This is a genomic window from Halorubrum salinarum (assembly GCF_013267195.1).
Lineage (GTDB): Archaea > Halobacteriota > Halobacteria > Halobacteriales > Haloferacaceae > Halorubrum > Halorubrum salinarum.
In genome coordinates, this window is record NZ_CP053941.1 from 1,972,770 (window position 1) to 1,989,358 (window position 16,589).

The following is a 16,589-nucleotide window of genomic DNA, read 5'->3' on the forward strand; positions in this document are numbered from 1 at the left end:
CCCTACTGGTTCAGCACGCTCGACCACTGGCTGGTGTACGTCGCCTGGTTCGGCTCGAAGGAGACGCGCTGGGTGATCGTCCCGTCGCGCTCCTGGAAGGCGTTCACGTACGCCTCCTCCAGCGACTGGCCGTATGCGTCGTTGAGGTACAGCGTGCCGGACGACGAGGCGCCGACGGTGTCGCCGACGGCGAGGTCGGCCATCGCCGGCCCCTGGAGCAGGTCCGAGGGCGCGGTCCGGAAGATGTAGCCGTTGTCCTCTAAGTCCGTCACGTTCGGGTCGGTCGAGGACGGCGAGATACCCACGACGCCGTTCGGGATGAACACCTGGTCCGAGACCTGGAGGTTGACGTTCGACGAGGCCGGGCCGACGACCGCGCCGAAACCGGCGTTGACGAGGGCGTTCGCGCCGGAGATCCCCGCCTGCGGGTCGGTCTGCGTGTCCTCGACTCTCGTCTCGACGTCGACGTTGATGCCGGCGTCGTTGACCTGGGTGGCCGCGAGCAGCGCGCCGTCGCGGATCGGGACGCCGAGCGGGCCGAGGTCGCCCGTCTCCGGCATCAACACGCCGATCCGGGCAGTGAACGAGTCGACGCCCACGGGGTCGGCCGCGGTCGCGTTCCGGTCCTCCTCGCTGAGCTCGTTCCCGAACTCGACGGTGTCGAGCGTGACGAGGTCGCCGTCCTGGAAGTCGATGATGTCGTAGGCCGCGGTCGCGATGTCGCCGTTGGCGTCGAAGTTGACGCTGGAGGACGCGCCCACGTAGTGGACGGGGTCGCCCCCGGCGACCGTCTCGACGGCCTCGGGCAGGTCCGCGGGGCCGAACTCCTCGCCGCCGGGGTTGGCGACGGTGCGGACGCGGTCGCGGATCGCCTGGCCGCTGTTCTCGCCCGCGGCGGTCGCCGCGAGGATCTCGACCGCCATCGCGTCGTACGCCTGCGCGGTGAACACGCCCGGCTCCTCGCCGTACGCCTCCTGGTACGACTCGGTGAAGAACTCCGCGCCGGGGCCGCCCGCGGAGGGCGCGGTGCCGATGACGTTGTTCATGTCGTTGTCGACCTCGCCGGGCAGGTCGCTGTCGATGAGCCCGTCGGGGACGATGATGTCGAGGTCGGGCGCGCTGTCGGCGAACTCCGAGTAGAAGTCGCGGAACAGCTGGATCCCGGACTGCGGGAACCCGACGACCATCACGGCGTCGGGGACGTTGTTCTGGTCCCCGCCGTCGCCGCCGTCGGACCCGTCGGATCCGTCCCCGCCGTCCATCCCGTCGCCGCCGTCGGACCCGTCGGATCCGTCCCCGCCGCCGCCGCCGTCACCGCTCTCCGTCGAGCAACCCGCGAGCCCCGCAATGCCGACCGCGCCGGCGCCCTTGAGTACGTCGCGTCGCTGGATTCTTCGCTTCATTCTGTGAGCGTATACCATACGAGCCGTTATAAGTGTATCCACGGTCACAAATACCACAGCACCGGGATTCGGACGCGTCAGACCGGCTTCGTCGCGTCCGCGTGCGCTTTACCGACAGGTTCGCCGATCGGCGGCCGGCCGCGAACGGCGCGTCGTACCCGCTCGCTGATAGGAGACTGGTCGTCGCCGCCGGGCGCGGTCGCGTCCGCCTCAGTACCCCTGCGCGTTCCCGTCCTTCCGGGGCTCCGTGGCGGCCGAGAGGACCCCGTCCCGGCTCCGCGCGATCTGGGCGCCGCCGAACATGACCGGCGAGAGCGTCCGCACGTCGTGGTCCTTGCGGACGAGCTTCGCCGCGGCGTCGTCGTCGAAGTGCGGCTCCAGCGCCAGTTCGCCGCTCTCGCGGTAGCGCCACCGCGGCTCGTCGAGCGCGCGCTGGAGCGGCATCCCGTAGTCGACGAGGTTGGAGATCACCTGGACGTGGCCCTGCGGCTGCATGTACCCGCCCATCACGCCGAACGCCGCCCAGTCGTCCTCGTCGAACCGGACGACGCCCGGGATGAGCGTGTGGAAGGGCCGCTTGCCGGGTTCGAGGCTGTTCGGGTGGTCCGGGTCGAGCGAGAAGGACGCGCCGCGGTTCTGTAAGGCGATGCCGGTGTCGCCGGCGACGAGCCCGGAGCCGAAGCCGGCGAACCGGGAGTTGATGTACGAGACGACGTTGCCCGCCTCGTCCGCGACGGTGAGGAGGACGGTGTCGGCGTCCTCGGCGTTCGCGTTCGGCACGCCGAAGGAGACGTCGTGCGAGGCCGTCTCGCCGACGCCCGCGGCGCGCTCGCTCGCCCACTCGCTCGACGCGAGCGGCGGGATCGACTCGTACTCGGGGTCGGTGATGTAGCGGTGCCCGTCGTGGAACGCCCGCTTCATCGCCTCGGCGAAGTAGTGGACGCGCTCGGGCGAGTCGTAGTCGTACTCGCCGGCGCCGAGTTCGCTCGCGACGTTGAGCGCTTCCAGGGCGATCAGTCCCTGGTTGTTCGGCGGGAGCTCGTACACCTCGGCGCCGTTGTAGCTGGTCGAGACGGGGTCCGGCCACTCGACCTCGAAGTCGGCGAGGTCGTCGACGGTCATGAACCCGCCCTGCGACTGGACCTCGTCGGCGATGGCCTCCGCGATCTCGCCCTCGTACACCACGTCGGCGCCCTCCTCGGCGATCCGCCGCATCGACTCGCCGAGCCGCGGGAGCGTCACCGTCTGCCCGACGCCCGGCGGCTCGCCGTCGAAGAGGAACGCCTCGCGGGCGTGGTCGTCGGTGAAGAGCGCGTCGGCGCTCGCCCAGTAGGAGGCGATGACCTCGGACACCGGGTAGCCCTCGGTCGCGTAGCGGATGGCGGGCGCGAGCGCGTCCGCGAGGGTGAGCCGGCCCAGCTCCTCGACGGTGGCCTCCCAGCCGCGGGCCGTCCCGGGCACCGTGACCGCGTGCGGGCCGTAGAACGGCATCCCGGCCTCGCCGGCGTCGTCGACCGCGTAGCCGCCGTCGTCGGGGTAGTACGAGTCGGCGTCGTCGTCCTCGGCGAGCGCCGCCTTGACGTTCTCTATCGTCGCGTCTGCGGGGGCGCCGCCGCACGAGCGCATCGCGCCGACCTCGCCGTCGGCGGTCCGGTACAGCGCGAACACGTCGCCGCCGAGCCCGGTCGAGGTGGGCTCGACGACGTTCAGCGCGGCCGCGGTCGCGACCGCCGCGTCGAACGCGTTCCCGCCCTCGCGGAGGACTTCGATCCCCGCCTCGCTGGCGAGCGGCTGGCTGGTCGCCACCACGCCGCGCTGACCGTACACGGTCGATCGGCGCGACGTGAACCGGTCTAAGTCTGGCTCCATACGAACCCGTCCGGCGCCCGGGAGAATAAACCACCGACCGGATCTATCCGGTGTCCAGAGCCCCTAACCGGACCGCTCCCGCGTTTGCTCCTCCGGTCCGGCGGTTCAGGAGTGTTTGGCTGCGAGGACCTCGATCTCGTCGATCTGGGGGTCCTCGACGAACAGCTCGTCGGCCCGGTCCATCAGCTCGGCGGCGATCTCGCCGTCGAGGTGCGCCTGCCGGCCCTCCTCGTCGGGGAACGTGTCGAAGATGCCGAACGTGGTCTCGTCGAGCCGCAGCGCGAACCACGTCGTCGTCTTCTCCTCGGCCTCGGCCGCCGGGAGCGCGCCTTCGAGGAACGCGGCCACCTCGTCGGCCTTCTCGGGCTTCGCTTCGAGCCGTGCCTGGAGCGCGTACTCGGAGTCGGACATTCCAGTGGATCGGCGGGCTGGGAGCCGTAAAACACCCGTGACACCGGGGATCCGATCGGTCGCGGAGCGGGTCGTCGCGGGCACCGACGGGCCCGCTCACTCCTCGAACTCGGCGTAGTGGCGCACCAGTCCGCACTCGGGACACATCACCGTCGTCAGCTCCTTGCGCTCGTTCATTCCCAGTTTACCGAGCAGCCCCGACCGCTTCTCGCCGGTCTTGACGTGCGCGTTCCAGGCGTCGCCCATGCTGAACTCGACCTCCTCCATCGTGACGCCGCAGTCGGGACAGCGGTGGTCCATGAACGCGGAATCACGCGGCGGCCTGAAAACGATTGTCTCGACTGTCGTTCAGCGAGCAGTAGCCGCCAACCGCCCGGTGCGGCGGTCCCGAGTGGCCGGCGTCTCCGCGTGTGGGCCGGAGCGGTCGATGTCCCCTCGAGACGCGGCGGAACTCCGGCGTCGCTCGGACGACGCCGTCCTCTCAGCGGGCGACAGACGCGGTTCGCAGGCGTCGCTGGCTGCCTCGACACCCCGTGATCGAAAGTCGGCCTCGGCACTCATAGGGCTCGTCGTCGCCGGGTGCCGAGTCCGGCTCGGAGCGGTGGTTCGTCATCGGCCGCTCGTCGGTAGTCGCGCCGTCGAATAAAAGGATCCGGCCGCGCCGTCAGTGCGACGAGCCGGCGTACTCGTTCCAGCGGTCGGTGCCGTTCGCGATCCGCCGGGTGTCGGACGGGTCGAACGTCGCCGCCGCGTTCGCGACCGCCTCGGCGGCGGTCGGGAGATCCTCGGCGTCGGTGGTCGCGCCGTCTTCGGTCGGACTGGTCGATGGACCCGATCGGTCGGTCGCCGGTTCGGTCTCCGTCGCCTCGCGCGTGCTCGGACCGCCGGGACCGGTCGTCGTCCCCGCCGTCGAGCGTGCGTCAGTCGTGTACTACGGGTGGCACGGGTCCGATAAGGAGCGTATCCTTCATAATTGTTTATGTTAGTGTGAGGATCGCCGGCCGGGGCGGACGGGGCGGGTCGACCGCGCCGCGGTCGGCGCGGTGCCGGGCCGCCCTACCAGGCCGACCACGCGGTGAGCGTCTCGTCGCGGGCGTACACCCGCTTGAGGTCCTTCGCGTAGGCGAGGTCGCCGGCGTGGTCGAGCTTCTCGTGGCGGTACTCGGGGGCGTCCTCGCGGATCTGGAGCCCCTCGACGGTGAACTCCTCGTCGCCGAACTCCGTCGTCTCGCCGACGGTGAACTCGTAGTCGCCGGGGACGTTCACCCGGAGCGAGCGCGTCTGGTCCGCGTCGCCGTCCTTCGGGTGGAGGGTGACCGGGACCGCGACGTTGTCGACCGCCCGGGTCCACAGCGTCTCCACGTCGGTGATGTCGGCCTCCTCGGCGCGATTCTCGGGGCCGAGTTCGATCCCCGTGATCCGCACCTGCATCAGCGCGTCGTCGGTGTCGACGACGAACTCCTCGCCGGTGGCCACGTCGCCCTCGGCGGGCACGTCCATCGTCGTCGTGAACGAGTCGCCGTCCTGCGAGACGACGATGGTCACGGAGACGGTCTCCTCCTCCGGAATCTCGGCCTTGTGGGTGTGGTCGCACTCGGTACAGCGGACGGTGGCCTGCCCGCCCGGGCTCAGGACCTCGTGGACGGTCGGCTCGGCGGGCGAACACGACGGACAGGGGAGCCCGACGCGCGCGCCGGCTTCGGTGTCGCTCATTGGGCGCTCGTACCCGCCGCGCCCGTAAATATCCGCCCCTGTGGGGGCGGTGTGGGTCGCGCTCGCGTGGCGCGCGGCGGCGCCGTCGCGGTTCCGCGGCCGCGCGCGCGCCGCCGAGGCCGCGCGGTAAGGAAACTGGTTTACCGGAGTCCGCGGAACGGTCGCCCATGATAGTACCCGGGTCCAGCTCGCAGCAGCTCGCGGCCGCGCTCGCGGCGGAGACGGACCGGGCGCTCGCGACCCCGACGTACGACCGGTTCCCCGACGGGGAGGGGCTCGCCGCGGTGCCCGACTTCGACGCCAAGGAGGCCGTGATCGTCGCCGCGACCGACTCCGACGAGGCGTGGGTCGAACTGCTCCAGCTCCAGGACGCCGTCCGCGAGGCCGGCGCGGCAGACGTGACCACCGTCGTCCCCTATATGGGCTACGCCCGACAGGACGCCTCGTTCGGCGAGGGGGAGCCGGTCTCGGCCCGCGCGATGGCGCGGGCGATCTCGACCGGCACCGACCGCGTCGTCCTCGTCAACCCCCACGAGGCGACCGTCGCCGACTTCTTCGAGGTCCCCGCCGAGGCGGTCGACGCCGCGGGCGCCCTCGCCGATCCCCTTCCCGACGACCTCGACGACCCCCTGTTCCTCGCGCCCGACGAGGGAGCGATCGACGTGGCCGCCACCGTCCGCGACGCCTACGGCGCCGGCGAGACGGACTACTTCGAGAAGCACCGCGACCGCGAGACGGGCGCCGTCGCGGTGTCGCCCTCCGACGCGCCCGTCGCCGACCGCGACGTGGTCGTCGTCGACGACATCATCGCGACCGGGTCGACGATGAGCGAGTCGGTCGCGGTCCTCACCGACCGCGGCGCCGCGAGCGTGCTGACCGCCTGCGTCCACCCGGTCCTCGCGGCCAACGCGGTGACGAAGCTCCGCGCCGCCGGCGTCGACCGGATCGTCGGCAGCGACACCGTCGAGCGCGGCTGTAGCGTCGTCAGCGCCGCGCCCGCCGTCGCTGACGCGCTGGACTCTCCGTAACGGATCACCCGTCGCCGATCTCGCGGATCTCCTCTGCCGGATTCCCGCCGACTACCGTCCGCGCCGGCACGTCGTCGACCACGACGGCGCCCGCGGCGACGACCGCGCCGTCGCCGATCTCGACCCCCGGCGTGATCACCGCCCGCCCGCCGATCCAGACGTCGTCGCCGACCGTGACGGGGTCGCCGAACTCCACCCCAGCCGCCCGCTCGTCGGGGTCGATCGGGTGGGTCGCGGTGTACACGTGGACGCCCGGCCCGAGCAGGCAGTTCTCGCCGAACGCGACCGGCGCCACGTCGAGGAAGACGCAGCCGTAGTTCGCGAAGAAGCCGTCGCCGACGCCGACGTTGTACCCGTAGTCGCAGCGGAACGGCGGCGCGACGGTCGCGTCGCCGCGGACCTCGCCGAACAGCTCCCCGAGCAGCCGCTCGCGGCGGTCGGTCTCCGTCGGAGCGGTGGCGTTGTACCGGCGGCAGCGCTCCTGCGCGCGCCGCCGGTCGGCGACCAGTTCGGGGGCCGACGGGTCGTACGCCTCGCCGGCGAGCATCCGCTCCTTCTCGCGTCCCATACGCCTCCCGGCGCGGCGAGCGACAAAAGGGCTGTCCGTCGCCGCGCCCGGGAGCGGAGAGGGGGCTGAGCGGCGGCCGGGCGGCGGCCGCCCGCCTCAGACGATCTTCATCATCCGCGTCTCGAACTTCCCGACGCGGACGCGGACCCAGCCCGCGAGCTCGTCGTCGAGGGCGGGGTCGTCGGTGTCGACGCGCAGCGCGCGCACGTCGTCCAGCTTCGCCCGCGACGCGACGATCCGGAGGTCGCAGCGCCGGATCACCGCCGGCGAGATCTGGGGGTTGCCGCGGCCGAAGACGAACCCTTGCCCGCCGATGGGGGAGACGACGATCACGTTCTCCTCGCCGAGCGCGTCGAGGATTTCGGCCTCCGTCGCGTCGCGGACGATCACCTCGCCGTCGCGCCACACGTCCACGCCGATCGGCGACGGCTCGAACCCCAACTCGTCCTTGATCGCGCCCACGGTCGACCCCGGACCGAGGACGAAGGTGACGCCCTCGCCGTCGCGCTCGCGAACGTCGGCGGCGACGCCCTCAGCCAGCGACTCGACGGTCCCGCTCGCGGTCTGTTTCGACGACTGGAGGTCCTCGGCGACGGGGACGTGCGCGACGCCGCGCAGCGTCGGGCTCACCTCCCCCTCGCGGTACGCGTCCTCGTCGATGTCCATCACCTCGCGGCGCTCCGTCCGCGAGAACGAGGCGGCGACCTCGGCGGCGTCCTCCGGCGAGACCGCGAACACCGACGAGTACACCTTCACCCCGGCGGGGACGCCGAGCATCGGCACGTCGGTTCCCTCCAGCGCGCCCGCGACGTCCGCGGCCGTGCCGTCGCCGCCGACGAATAAGACGAGGTCGACCGGAGCGGCGGTCCCGTCGCCGTCGACCGCGCCGTCCCCGTCGAGCCCGGCGAACGCCCGCACGACGGCGGTCGTGTGCGCCGCGGTCGTGTCGGTCGGTCCCGGCGCGTCGCCCTCGAAGGGGTCGACGACCCGCGCCGGCTCGAAGCCGGCCTCGCGGACGACGGACTCGCCCATCGGGTCCGCGGCCACCGACACGACGGCGTCGGACGCGACCGCGGCCAGTCGGTCCAGCGCGCGGCGCGCTCGCTCGGGCGCGCGCTGTTCCGCGCCGCGCTCGACCGCCTCCGCCACCTTCCCGTCGGTGCCCTTCAGCCCGACGCGGCCGCCCATGCCGGCGACAGGATTCACCGCGATCCCCACGTGCATGCCCGACGTTCACCGCGCCGGCCTCTTAAGCGAGCCGCGTCCGGTCGCGGCGCGCGGGGGCCGCCCCCGGCGACCCGGTCGGTCGGTTCATAAAGCCCCTCAACACGCGGACACGGGAACCAACAGGCGTCCGCTCGTCGTCATAGACGCCGATGGAACGAGCCCGCCATCGGCGACGTCAGCCGCTCGTCTCACCGGGACTGGATCCCTCCCTCGGTAGCTGCCACACGCCCACGCCTTCCGGTCCCGTTTTCGAACCCCTGTGACGCAGTCTCGAGACCGTCCTCGGTCCCGCGCCGACGGACAGGCTTGGACCGGTCGCCGCCGGCACCCAGACTGGTCGACGACGGCGGAGACCCCGTCCGCGTGGCGGCGGCGTCCGTCGGAGAATCAATACTTAAGACGCCCCCAGAACAACCGCGAGACATGATCCTCGAAGCCGCCGTGACGGAGCCGTTGCCGATCAGCGCGACCGCGGGCGCGGTCCTGCTCGCGAGCCTCGCGCTCGTCGCCGTGTGGGTCGCGTACCTGTACCGCTAGGCCGCCCCGCTTCGCCGACCGCCCTCCCGCCGCTCCGGCCGATCGCTTCTCGGCCGCTCAGGCGGACCGCTCCTCGACCGCGTCCGCGTGCTCGCGGATCCACGCCGCCGCGCGCTCGGCCTCCGCCTCGCTCTCGGCGGTGATCTTCACCGTCACGACCTCGCCCGGGTAGGAGCCGACGCGCACGTCGAACCGCTCGCGCAGCGACGCGAACCGGTCGAGCAGTTCGCTCTCCGGCTCTTCCACGTCGACCGTGAGCACGTGGGTGAGCGTCCCCGCGAACTCCGATTCGACCAGTTCGAACATCGCCTTCATCTCCCCGGGCACGCCGGGGAGGACGTAGACGGACTCGACGACCGCGCCCGGCGCGACCCCGGCCTCGTTCGGCAGCGGGCGGCAGTCGGCCGGGAGGTGCGTCGTCTCCGCCGCGAGGTCGCCGCCGCTGTACCCCCGCTCGGCGAGCCACGCGGCCGCCTCCTCGTTCGCCGCCAGGTCGCGGCCGAACGCGGCCGCGACCGCCTCCATCGTCACGTCGTCGTGCGTCGGCCCGAGGCCGCCGGTGACGATCACCGCGTCGTACTCGGCGTGGTACTCGTTCACGACGCGCGCGATCTCGCTCACTTCGTCCGGCACGACGGTCACCCGTCGGACGGCGACGCCCCGCGCGTCGAGCCGGTCGCAGAGCCAGGTCGCGTTCGTGTTCTCGGTGTCTCCGACGAGGAGTTCGTCCCCGACGGTGACGACGGCGGCGTTCATACCCAGTTCAAGCGGCGCGCGGTAGAAAAGGACCGCGGCGGCGGCGACCGGACGGGACTCGACGCGACGCGAGCGTCAGAGCCAGCCGTCGTCGTCCTCGTCGTCGTAGACGCCCAGGCCGAGGTCGCGGCGGCGCTGGCGGAGCGCCTCCAGCTGTCGCCTGAAGTAGAGCGTCCCCGCCGCCGCGGCGACCACGCCCACGAGGAGGATGACGCCGAACACCAGCAGGTCGCCCTCGCGGTACGACTGGACGACGATCGAGCCGCGGGACACCTCCTCCCAGACGATCCGGTCGCGGTCGCCGACCGTCTCGACCGCGTGGTCGCGCGGCGACACGTGGCCCACGATCGGGAACTCGGTGCTGAAGCCCGGCGGGAGCGTCACGGCGTACGACCCCTCGACGTACGCGCGCATGGTGAACCGGCGCGGCGATCCGGCGCCCGAGAACGCCACTCGGCCGCCGCTCATGTCGTCCGCGAAGCGGATCCACGTCTCGTCGGTCGTCCGCTCTATCTCCCCGCCGCGGGCGCGGAACTCGCTGCCCGTGATCACCTCGCCGTCGGGGTACCGGTACCGGAACGCCTCGAACTCGAGCGGCTGGTCGCCCGCGTACGGCGTCTGCTCGTACAGCCGGATCTCCTCCCTGTCGCCGACCGCGTACACGACGGTGTAGCGCGCGTCGGTCGAGAGCTCGAACGCGGCGTCGCGGTCCGTGTCGAAGTCGTACTCCCGGGGCGGCTCGGCGTCCAGCGTCTCGTTCGTCACCTCGCCGCCGCCGGTCGCGTAGCCGAGGCAGCCGGCGCTGACCGCGAGGAGGGCGATCGCCGCCGCCGCGAGCGCGAAGCGTCTGTTCACGTGTTACCTCCGGTTAGACCACACAGCGCATCTCAGCCGGGAGGTACGAGCCGATGGCGGCGAGCAGTCCCGGCGGGTCGGTCCCTTCGGCGCAGACGATGCTCTGTTCCAGCAGTCCGAGCCGCTCGACGGTGACGATATCCTGCGCGTGGCCCGCGCGGTTCACCGTCGCGCGCGTCTCGCCTCGCGTCGCCGAGTTGACGTTCACCCGGCCGTCGCCGCGCTGCCAGTCGTACAGGCGGTCGCGCTCGGCGTCGGCCAGCCGGGACGGCTCCGCGTCCGGGTCGCCGGCGTCGCCGCCGTAGACGAACCGCATAGGTAGGTGCTGGACGAGGCCGAACCGCTCGACGACCTGCTCCGGCGAGCCGACGCCGAGGCCGAGCTCGTCGGCGGGCACGAACACGTCGACGCCTGCGTCGAGGGTGAACCCCACGTCGTCCCACGATTCGAGGGTGCCGACGTACTCCTCGCCGGCGTCGAGCCCGCCGTCGTGGGCGACGATCTCGCCCCACGTCTCCGCGAGGACGTTGCGCGCGACCGGCGCGTCCTCGCCGGTCACGTCGACCTGGACGAAGTCGTCGTCGCGCACGCCCACCTGCCAGTCGACGTCGAGCTCGCCGACGTCGTTGGCGACGAGCGAGTACATGCCGTCGAGCGCGCGGTCGCGGGCGTCGCCCTCGACGTAGCACTTGGTTGCGAGGACGACCATCAGCCGGTCACGTCCACGTTGAGCTCGTCGCGAAGCGCCGAGATGCGCTGGTCCATCGCGTCGCGGAGCCGGTCGTTGTCCATCGCGTCGAGGGGGGAGCCGCACTCGGGGCACTCGAAGCCGAAGTCCATCGCCTCGCCGAACTCGAAGCGGATCGAACACACCTCACAGAGGTAGAACTCGTGGGTGCGCTCGTACTCCTCGCGCTCCTCTAAGGCCTCGAGCAGCCGGTACATCTCCTCCTGGAGGTTCTCCGGGATGTTGTCGTAGTGGAACGTCCACAGGTACGTGAGCCACCCGGAGTCCTCGTCGCGGACGCGGCGGTACGTCGCCAGGTCGTTCTCGTATAGGATGAACAGCGCGCGCCGCACGTCGTTGAGCTCTAAGCCGAGCTCCTCGGCCAGCTCCTCGTCGGTGACCTCGCCGTCGGGCGGCGCGGCCGCGACCGGCATCCCCGTCGGCCCCACCAGCTCGTGGAGGTACTTCTGGATGACGGGGTCGTTCAGTAGATCCTCAAAAGCCATTACGGGAAACTGGTGGAGGAATCCGGTTAAAACCTCCGAAAGGCGCGGTCGCGACGCTCCCGCTCCGCCCCGCCGAACGGCGCCCGGTCCGCCGCCGACCGACCCGCCGGTCCGGCAGAGCTTTACGGGCCGTGGCTCACACTCGCCCGTATGGCTGACTCGGTGGACGGGCGGGGGCGACGCGCGCTCGGTGCCCTCGCGCTCCTCGCCGTCCCGACGGTGTTGGCGGCGGTGCCGCTGGTCGCGCTCGCCGCGCTGCTCGGCCCCGGCGGGCTCGGCGCGCTCCCGTTCGGCGCGGTCGGCGGCCTGCTCGCCGCGGCCGTCGTCGGACCGGCTGCGTCCGCGCTGCTCGGCCCGGTCCTCGTCGACAGGCGGATCGCGCGGCTCCCCGACGCCGACCTCGACGAGCGCCGCGCCGACTTCGTCGCCGACCGCGTCGCGTCGCTCGCGGCCGAGGTCGGCGTCGACCCGCCCGAGGTGACCGCGGTCCGCGTCGACGCCGCGAACGTCGCCGTCGCGGACGGCTACCGCGGGTCGCGACTGGTGGTCTCGACGCGGCTGCTCGCCCTCCCGAAGGCCGACCGAGACGCCGCGCTGCGCCACGCGCTCGTCCGGCTCCGGACGCGGCAGGCGCTGCTCGCGACCGCGACGCTCCCGGCGCTGGCGGCCGTCGAGACGGCGGCGCTGCTCGCGACGCTGCTCGTCGGACGCCGCGGGGACCGCACCGCCGCGGACCGGCGCGTCAACCGGATCCACGGGTACGAGCCGGACCGCGAGCGCGTCCCGTCGTGGGCGTACGCCGCCGCCGGCGTGCTCTGCTGGCTGCTGCTCCTCCCGGCGTGGATCCCGGCGACGGTCGGCGACCGGTTCGCCGTCGCCGGCGGGCGGCGCGCCGCGGACGCGCTGGTCGCGCGCGCCGGCGCCGCGGAGCGCGAGGGGCTCGGCAACGCCGTCGCGTTCGCCGGCGACGCCGCGGGCGCCGGCGACTGGCCGCCGCTCCTCGACCGCCTCTCGCTCGTCTCCATGGCCGACGCCGAGACGGGCCGCGTGCGCGGGACGAGCCGCCAGGAGGCCAGAACGCGGCTCGCGCGGCTCCGCTCGAAGCGGGCGCTGTAAGCGAGACGCCCCGGGGTCAGGGCCGCGCCGGGACCTCCAATCGGATCGTCGTCCCGCCCTCGTCGGTGTCGACGTCGAACTCGCCGCCCGCCTTCGCCACGACCCAGTACATGAGCCAGATGCCGAGGCGATCGGCGTGGGTCAGCGAGGTCTCGCCCGCCTCCAACACCTGCGTCTCGTGGTCCGGGATCCCGGGGCCGTCGTCGTCGACCTCGACGGTGACCCACCCCTCGGGGCGCCGCTCGACGCGCACCTCGACCGACGGCGACTGCGCGTCGTTGTGCTTCACCGCGTTCTCGACCGCCTCCGCGACGGCGACGGCGAGGCCGACGACCGCCACCTCGATCGGGTCGTCGTCCGGGAACGACAGCGTCACCTCGGCGTCCGGGTAGCGGCTGTGGATCCGGTTCCGGATCTCGACCAGCTCGTCGCGGAGGTCGATCGGCGCGTCGAGCGCGGAGGCCGAGACCGTCTCGTCGACCGTCTGAACCGCCTCTGCGATCCCCGTGAGGTCCGTGGCCGTCTCGGTGATGACGTCGATCGAGCGGCGGCGCGACTCCTCGTCGGGGTCGTCTCGCAGCAGGTCCGTGTACCCCGTGATGAGGTTCATCTTGTTCCGGAGGTTGTGGTTGAGCACCCGGGCCATCACCTCCAGCCGCCGCTCGCGGATCTTCCGCTCGGTGATGTCCGTCTGGAACCCGACGAAGTGCGTGGTCTCGCCCGCCTCGTTCCGCAGGGGCTCGATCTGGAGCCGGTTCCAGAACTTCTGCCCGTTCGCCCGGTAGTTGAGGATGTCCACGTCGATCGACCGCTCCTCGTCGAGGCCCGCCCGGATCTCCGCGCGCGTCTCGTCCGAGGTGTCGGGGCCCTGGAGGAACCGGCAGTCCTCGCCCAGGCGCTCCTCGCCGTAGCCGGTCAGCGTCTCGAACCCCTCGTTGATGTACACGAGGGGGTTGTCGTCGCCCTCCGCAGGCGCGAGGGTGATCCCGACGGACGCCTCGTCCATCGCCCGCTCCTTGAGCCGCAGGTCCGCGACGGTCCGCCTGAGGCGGAGCGAGGTCAGCCGGCGCTCGATCAGGTTCGAGACACGGGTGAGCAGGGCCCGGCGGCCGACCGGCAGCTCGATGACGTCGTCGACGCGCCCCCACGTGCGCTCGGTCGGCCGCCCCCGCGACTCCTCGCTCACCAACAGCACGAACGGGAGAAACGTCGGGTCGGCGCGCTCGCGGCGGGCGTCGAGCTCGTCGCCGACGGCCTCGAACGCGCCCGCGTCGAGGAGACAGCAGTCGAACGCGGCGTCGAGCGCGGCGGGGTCTGACTCGGTCCGGACCCGATAGCGGTCGCCGAGCGCCTCGGCGAGCAGGTCGCGGTCGCGGTCGTCGTCCATCAACAGGAGGACGGTCGCGTCGTCGCCCGCGGAGGCCAGTGGGGGCTCGTTCTCGGTGGTCAGCGGCACCTCGCGCTCGCCGGACTCGTCGCCGCCGACGCGGTCGGCCGAGGGGTCCGAGTCCGAGTCCATCTCTTTCCTACGAGGCGCGGCACTCACTAAGAACTACCTCATTTATATGTCGATCGCCGCCGACTGGTGTGGTATGCCATCACCGCTATCCGAGCGAGCGTCGACGGGGGTCGCCGGGCTCGACGAGGTGCTGTCCGGGGGGCTCATCCCCGCGCGGAGCTACATGGTCCGCGGGCAGGCGGGGAGCGGGAAGACGATCCTGAGCTTCCACTTCCTTCAGGCCGGAATCGACGAGGGCGAGACGGCGCTTTTCATCAACCTCGAAGAGGACCTCCGCGACCTGAAGGCGAACGCGGCGGCGCTCGGGTTCGACACCGACGCGATCGACTTCCTCGACCTGAGTCCCAGCGCGGACGCCTTCGTCGAGGACGAGTCGTACGAGGTGTTCGCGCCCTCGGAGGTCGAGCGCGAGCCCCTGACCGACCGGATCGTCGAGGGGGTCTCCGAGGTCGACCCGGACCGCGTCGTCGTCGACCCGCTGACCCAGCTCCGCTTCCTGCTGTCCGACGACTACCAGTTCCGGAAGCAGGTGGTCGGATTCATGCGGTTCCTGAAAGACCGGGACGCGACGGTGCTGTTCACCGTCCAGAACACCGACTCGCTGCCGACGGACGACCTGGAATTCATCACCGACGGGACGATCCGACTCGACGCGGCGCAGTACGGCAAGACGGTCCGCGTGCCGAAGTTCCGCGGGTCGTCGACGCAGAGCGGCGATCACGCCTACCGGGTCACCGACTCCGGGATTGAGGTGTACCCCGCGCTCCAGCCCGGGTCGAACCGCGCCGGCGACGCCGAGTTCGAACAGATCTCCTCGGGCATCCCTGAGGTCGACGAGCTGCTCCACGGCGGGATCGAGCGCGGCACCGTCAGCATCGTGAGCGGGCCGACCGGCGTGGGGAAGACCACCCTCAGCACGCAGTTCATGAAGGAGGCCGCGGGCCGGGGCGAACGGTCCGTCATCTACCTGTTCGAGGAGTCCAGACGGACGTTCCTCGCGCGGTCGCGGGCGGTCAACATCCCGGTCGACGAGATGCTGGAGAAGGGGACCCTCGAAGTGGTCGAGGTGGAGGCGTTAGAGCGGTCGCCACAGGAGTTCGCGCGGATGGTCCGCGACGAGGTCAAGGGCGAGGGCGCCGACATCGTGATGGTCGACGGCATCTCCGGCTACCGGCTGACGCTCCGCGGCGAGGAGGAGCAGATGCTCCAGCAGATGCACGCGCTCGGCCGCTACCTCAAGAACGCGGGCGTGACGGGCGTCTTCGTCGACGAGACGCGGAACGTCACGGGAGAGTTCCGGGCGACGATGGAGAACGTCAGCTACCTCGCCGACAACATCGTCTTCCTCCGCCACCTCGAGGTCGGCGGCGAGCTCCGGAAGGCGATCGGGGTCCTGAAAAAGCGGACCAGCGACTTCGAGCGGACGATCCGCGAGTTCCGCATCACCGAACACGGGATCACCGTCGGCGAGCCGATGTCCGGGCTCCGCGGCATCCTGAGCGGCACCCCGGAGGTCGTCGAGGAAGATCTGCGACGGTCGGACCGCGACGACCGCGACGACCGCGACGACCGCGACGACCGCGACGACCGCGACGACCGCGACGACCGCGACGACTGCGACGAGTAGCGAGGGCCGACTCAGTTGCCCTCGTCGGCCTCGGCGCTCCCGTTGCCCTCGGCTCCGCTCGCTGTCCCCGAGGTCCCGTCGGCGTCGACCACCGTCTTTCCCGTCGCCTCCGGCACTACGCGGCGGTCGGCGTCCGCCCACTCGCGGTCGAGTTCCGCGCCCTCGAACAGGCGGTCGAGGAACACCGCGAGCCCGGCGACCTCGGAGTGCGGCTGGTTCGTCACGCCCACGTTGAAGTCGGCGCGCTCGTACAGCGCCCACGGCACCTTCTCGCCGCCGACGACGACGAGGAGGTCGCGCGGCGGCGACGCCTCCCCCACCACCTCTGGCTCGTCGAGGCCGACCGCCTTCCGGACCGCCGCCTCCACGTCCTGAACGCGCTCGCCGTACATCGTCAGGTGGACGACCACCCCCTCGAAGTCGCGGACGATCGCCTTCTGGTCGTCGCGGAGTTCGACCGCGAACGGCCCGCCGAACCGGTCGGTGATGTCGCGGACCGTCTCCGCGGACTGCCCCGCGTTGTCGGGGAGGATCACCCGGTCGGCGCCGAGCGCCCGCGCCGTGAGCCCGACGTGCGTCGTCATGCGGTCGTCGCGCCCCGGCCGGTGGCCGTACCGGAGGACGACGACCTCGCGCGCATCGTTCATGCCACGGGCTGGGCGGGCGAGCCGGGTGTCGCTTTCGATGCGAGCGCGCCGGCGATCCTCCTCTCGGCCCGCCGAATTGA

The 16,589-nt window shown here is 71.8% G+C and carries 16 protein-coding genes; 3 read left to right on the forward strand and 13 right to left on the reverse strand.

Going from position 1 to position 16,589, the window contains the following annotated elements:
- Nucleotides 1-2: 2 nt before the first annotated feature.
- The 5 genes from HPS36_RS10055 to HPS36_RS10075 all read right to left on the reverse strand — a co-directional run bounded on the left by HPS36_RS10055 (nucleotide 3) and on the right by HPS36_RS10075 (nucleotide 5,396).
- On the reverse strand, nucleotides 3-1,403 hold the full coding sequence (locus tag HPS36_RS10055; RefSeq protein ID WP_173230038.1) for an ABC transporter substrate-binding protein: 1,401 nt from the start codon (nucleotides 1,401-1,403) through the stop codon (nucleotides 3-5).
- 210 nt (nucleotides 1,404-1,613) lie between these two features.
- Nucleotides 1,614-3,272: a gamma-glutamyltransferase gene (ggt, locus tag HPS36_RS10060; protein WP_137717696.1), complete on the reverse strand. Its 1,659-nt coding sequence runs from the start codon at nucleotides 3,270-3,272 to the stop codon at nucleotides 1,614-1,616.
- A gap of 105 nt (nucleotides 3,273-3,377) precedes the next feature.
- Nucleotides 3,378-3,683, reverse strand: coding sequence for a putative quinol monooxygenase (locus tag HPS36_RS10065; RefSeq protein WP_137717695.1), 306 nt, complete (start codon nucleotides 3,681-3,683; stop codon nucleotides 3,378-3,380).
- 96 nt (nucleotides 3,684-3,779) lie between these two features.
- Nucleotides 3,780-3,983 carry a hypothetical protein gene (locus HPS36_RS10070; protein WP_121596059.1) on the reverse strand — a complete coding sequence of 68 codons (204 nt, stop codon included), beginning with the start codon at nucleotides 3,981-3,983 and terminating at the stop codon, nucleotides 3,780-3,782.
- Nucleotides 3,984-4,739: 756 nt separating this feature from the next.
- Nucleotides 4,740-5,396 carry an HVO_0476 family zinc finger protein gene (locus HPS36_RS10075; protein WP_121562733.1) on the reverse strand — a complete coding sequence of 219 codons (657 nt, stop codon included), beginning with the start codon at nucleotides 5,394-5,396 and terminating at the stop codon, nucleotides 4,740-4,742.
- Nucleotides 5,397-5,563: 167 nt separating this feature from the next.
- On the opposite strand from HPS36_RS10075, the gene prs reads away from it, so the two are divergent.
- Nucleotides 5,564-6,424 (forward strand): ribose-phosphate diphosphokinase, encoded by an 861-nt coding sequence (prs, locus tag HPS36_RS10080; protein ID WP_173230039.1) that lies wholly within the window; start codon nucleotides 5,564-5,566, stop codon nucleotides 6,422-6,424.
- Nucleotides 6,425-6,428: 4 nt separating this feature from the next.
- On the opposite strand, the gene HPS36_RS10085 is transcribed toward prs, so the two are convergent.
- The 6 genes from HPS36_RS10085 to HPS36_RS10110 form a co-directional block, all read right to left on the reverse strand.
- Complete coding sequence (locus HPS36_RS10085; protein ID WP_173230040.1) at nucleotides 6,429-6,992, reverse strand: maltose acetyltransferase domain-containing protein; 564 nt, start codon at nucleotides 6,990-6,992, stop codon at nucleotides 6,429-6,431.
- 96 nt (nucleotides 6,993-7,088) lie between these two features.
- Nucleotides 7,089-8,216, reverse strand: coding sequence for an ATP-NAD kinase family protein (locus HPS36_RS10090; protein WP_173230041.1), 1,128 nt, complete (start codon nucleotides 8,214-8,216; stop codon nucleotides 7,089-7,091).
- 597 nt (nucleotides 8,217-8,813) lie between these two features.
- Complete coding sequence (locus HPS36_RS10095) at nucleotides 8,814-9,512, reverse strand: competence/damage-inducible protein A (protein WP_173230042.1); 699 nt, start codon at nucleotides 9,510-9,512, stop codon at nucleotides 8,814-8,816.
- Nucleotides 9,513-9,587: 75 nt separating this feature from the next.
- Complete coding sequence (locus HPS36_RS10100; RefSeq protein WP_173230043.1) at nucleotides 9,588-10,367, reverse strand: DUF5803 family protein; 780 nt, start codon at nucleotides 10,365-10,367, stop codon at nucleotides 9,588-9,590.
- A 13-nt stretch (nucleotides 10,368-10,380) separates the two neighbouring features.
- Nucleotides 10,381-11,076, reverse strand: a complete 696-nt coding sequence (locus tag HPS36_RS10105; RefSeq protein WP_173230044.1) for a DUF2110 family protein — start codon at nucleotides 11,074-11,076, stop codon at nucleotides 10,381-10,383.
- Nucleotides 11,076-11,600: a transcription factor gene (locus HPS36_RS10110; RefSeq protein WP_173230045.1), complete on the reverse strand. Its 525-nt coding sequence runs from the start codon at nucleotides 11,598-11,600 to the stop codon at nucleotides 11,076-11,078. Before HPS36_RS10110 ends, HPS36_RS10105 begins: the two co-directional genes overlap by 1 nt.
- Nucleotides 11,601-11,750: 150 nt before the next feature.
- Here HPS36_RS10110 and HPS36_RS10115 point away from each other — a divergent pair, with 150 nt between their 5' ends.
- Nucleotides 11,751-12,716 (forward strand): hypothetical protein, encoded by a 966-nt coding sequence (locus tag HPS36_RS10115; protein ID WP_173230046.1) that lies wholly within the window; start codon nucleotides 11,751-11,753, stop codon nucleotides 12,714-12,716.
- Between the two features lie 16 nt (nucleotides 12,717-12,732).
- On the opposite strand, the gene HPS36_RS10120 is transcribed toward HPS36_RS10115, so the two are convergent.
- The gene (locus HPS36_RS10120; RefSeq protein ID WP_173230047.1) at nucleotides 12,733-14,235 is read right to left on the reverse strand and encodes a PAS domain-containing protein; all 1,503 of its coding nucleotides are present in this window, start codon (nucleotides 14,233-14,235) and stop codon (nucleotides 12,733-12,735) included.
- Between the two features lie 73 nt (nucleotides 14,236-14,308).
- Between HPS36_RS10120 and HPS36_RS10125 the strand changes: the two genes are divergently transcribed.
- Nucleotides 14,309-15,862: an ATPase domain-containing protein gene (locus tag HPS36_RS10125; RefSeq protein ID WP_235681695.1), complete on the forward strand. Its 1,554-nt coding sequence runs from the start codon at nucleotides 14,309-14,311 to the stop codon at nucleotides 15,860-15,862.
- 11 nt (nucleotides 15,863-15,873) lie between these two features.
- Here the strand turns inward: HPS36_RS10125 and HPS36_RS10130 are convergent, their stop codons facing one another.
- On the reverse strand, nucleotides 15,874-16,509 hold the full coding sequence (locus tag HPS36_RS10130; RefSeq protein ID WP_173230048.1) for a tRNA (cytidine(56)-2'-O)-methyltransferase: 636 nt from the start codon (nucleotides 16,507-16,509) through the stop codon (nucleotides 15,874-15,876).
- Between the last annotated feature and the right edge of the window lie 80 nt (nucleotides 16,510-16,589).

What these genes read in the sequence shown, in the direction of transcription:
- HPS36_RS10055 (WP_173230038.1), bottom strand. Translation starts at nt 1,403, where the DNA reads ATGAAGCGAAGAATCCAGCGACGCGACGTACTCAAGGGCGCCGGCGCG.
- ggt (WP_137717696.1), bottom strand. Translation starts at nt 3,272, where the DNA reads ATGGAGCCAGACTTAGACCGGTTCACGTCGCGCCGATCGACCGTGTAC.
- HPS36_RS10065 (WP_137717695.1), bottom strand. Translation starts at nt 3,683, where the DNA reads ATGTCCGACTCCGAGTACGCGCTCCAGGCACGGCTCGAAGCGAAGCCC.
- HPS36_RS10070 (WP_121596059.1), bottom strand. Translation starts at nt 3,983, where the DNA reads ATGGACCACCGCTGTCCCGACTGCGGCGTCACGATGGAGGAGGTCGAG.
- HPS36_RS10075 (WP_121562733.1), bottom strand. Translation starts at nt 5,396, where the DNA reads ATGAGCGACACCGAAGCCGGCGCGCGCGTCGGGCTCCCCTGTCCGTCG.
- prs (WP_173230039.1), top strand. Translation starts at nt 5,564, where the DNA reads ATGATAGTACCCGGGTCCAGCTCGCAGCAGCTCGCGGCCGCGCTCGCG.
- HPS36_RS10085 (WP_173230040.1), bottom strand. Translation starts at nt 6,992, where the DNA reads ATGGGACGCGAGAAGGAGCGGATGCTCGCCGGCGAGGCGTACGACCCG.
- HPS36_RS10090 (WP_173230041.1), bottom strand. Translation starts at nt 8,216, where the DNA reads ATGCACGTGGGGATCGCGGTGAATCCTGTCGCCGGCATGGGCGGCCGC.
- HPS36_RS10095 (WP_173230042.1), bottom strand. Translation starts at nt 9,512, where the DNA reads ATGAACGCCGCCGTCGTCACCGTCGGGGACGAACTCCTCGTCGGAGAC.
- HPS36_RS10105 (WP_173230044.1), bottom strand. Translation starts at nt 11,076, where the DNA reads ATGGTCGTCCTCGCAACCAAGTGCTACGTCGAGGGCGACGCCCGCGAC.
- HPS36_RS10110 (WP_173230045.1), bottom strand. Translation starts at nt 11,600, where the DNA reads ATGGCTTTTGAGGATCTACTGAACGACCCCGTCATCCAGAAGTACCTC.
- HPS36_RS10115 (WP_173230046.1), top strand. Translation starts at nt 11,751, where the DNA reads ATGGCTGACTCGGTGGACGGGCGGGGGCGACGCGCGCTCGGTGCCCTC.
- HPS36_RS10120 (WP_173230047.1), bottom strand. Translation starts at nt 14,235, where the DNA reads ATGGACTCGGACTCGGACCCCTCGGCCGACCGCGTCGGCGGCGACGAG.
- HPS36_RS10125 (WP_235681695.1), top strand. Translation starts at nt 14,309, where the DNA reads ATGCCATCACCGCTATCCGAGCGAGCGTCGACGGGGGTCGCCGGGCTC.
- HPS36_RS10130 (WP_173230048.1), bottom strand. Translation starts at nt 16,509, where the DNA reads ATGAACGATGCGCGCGAGGTCGTCGTCCTCCGGTACGGCCACCGGCCG.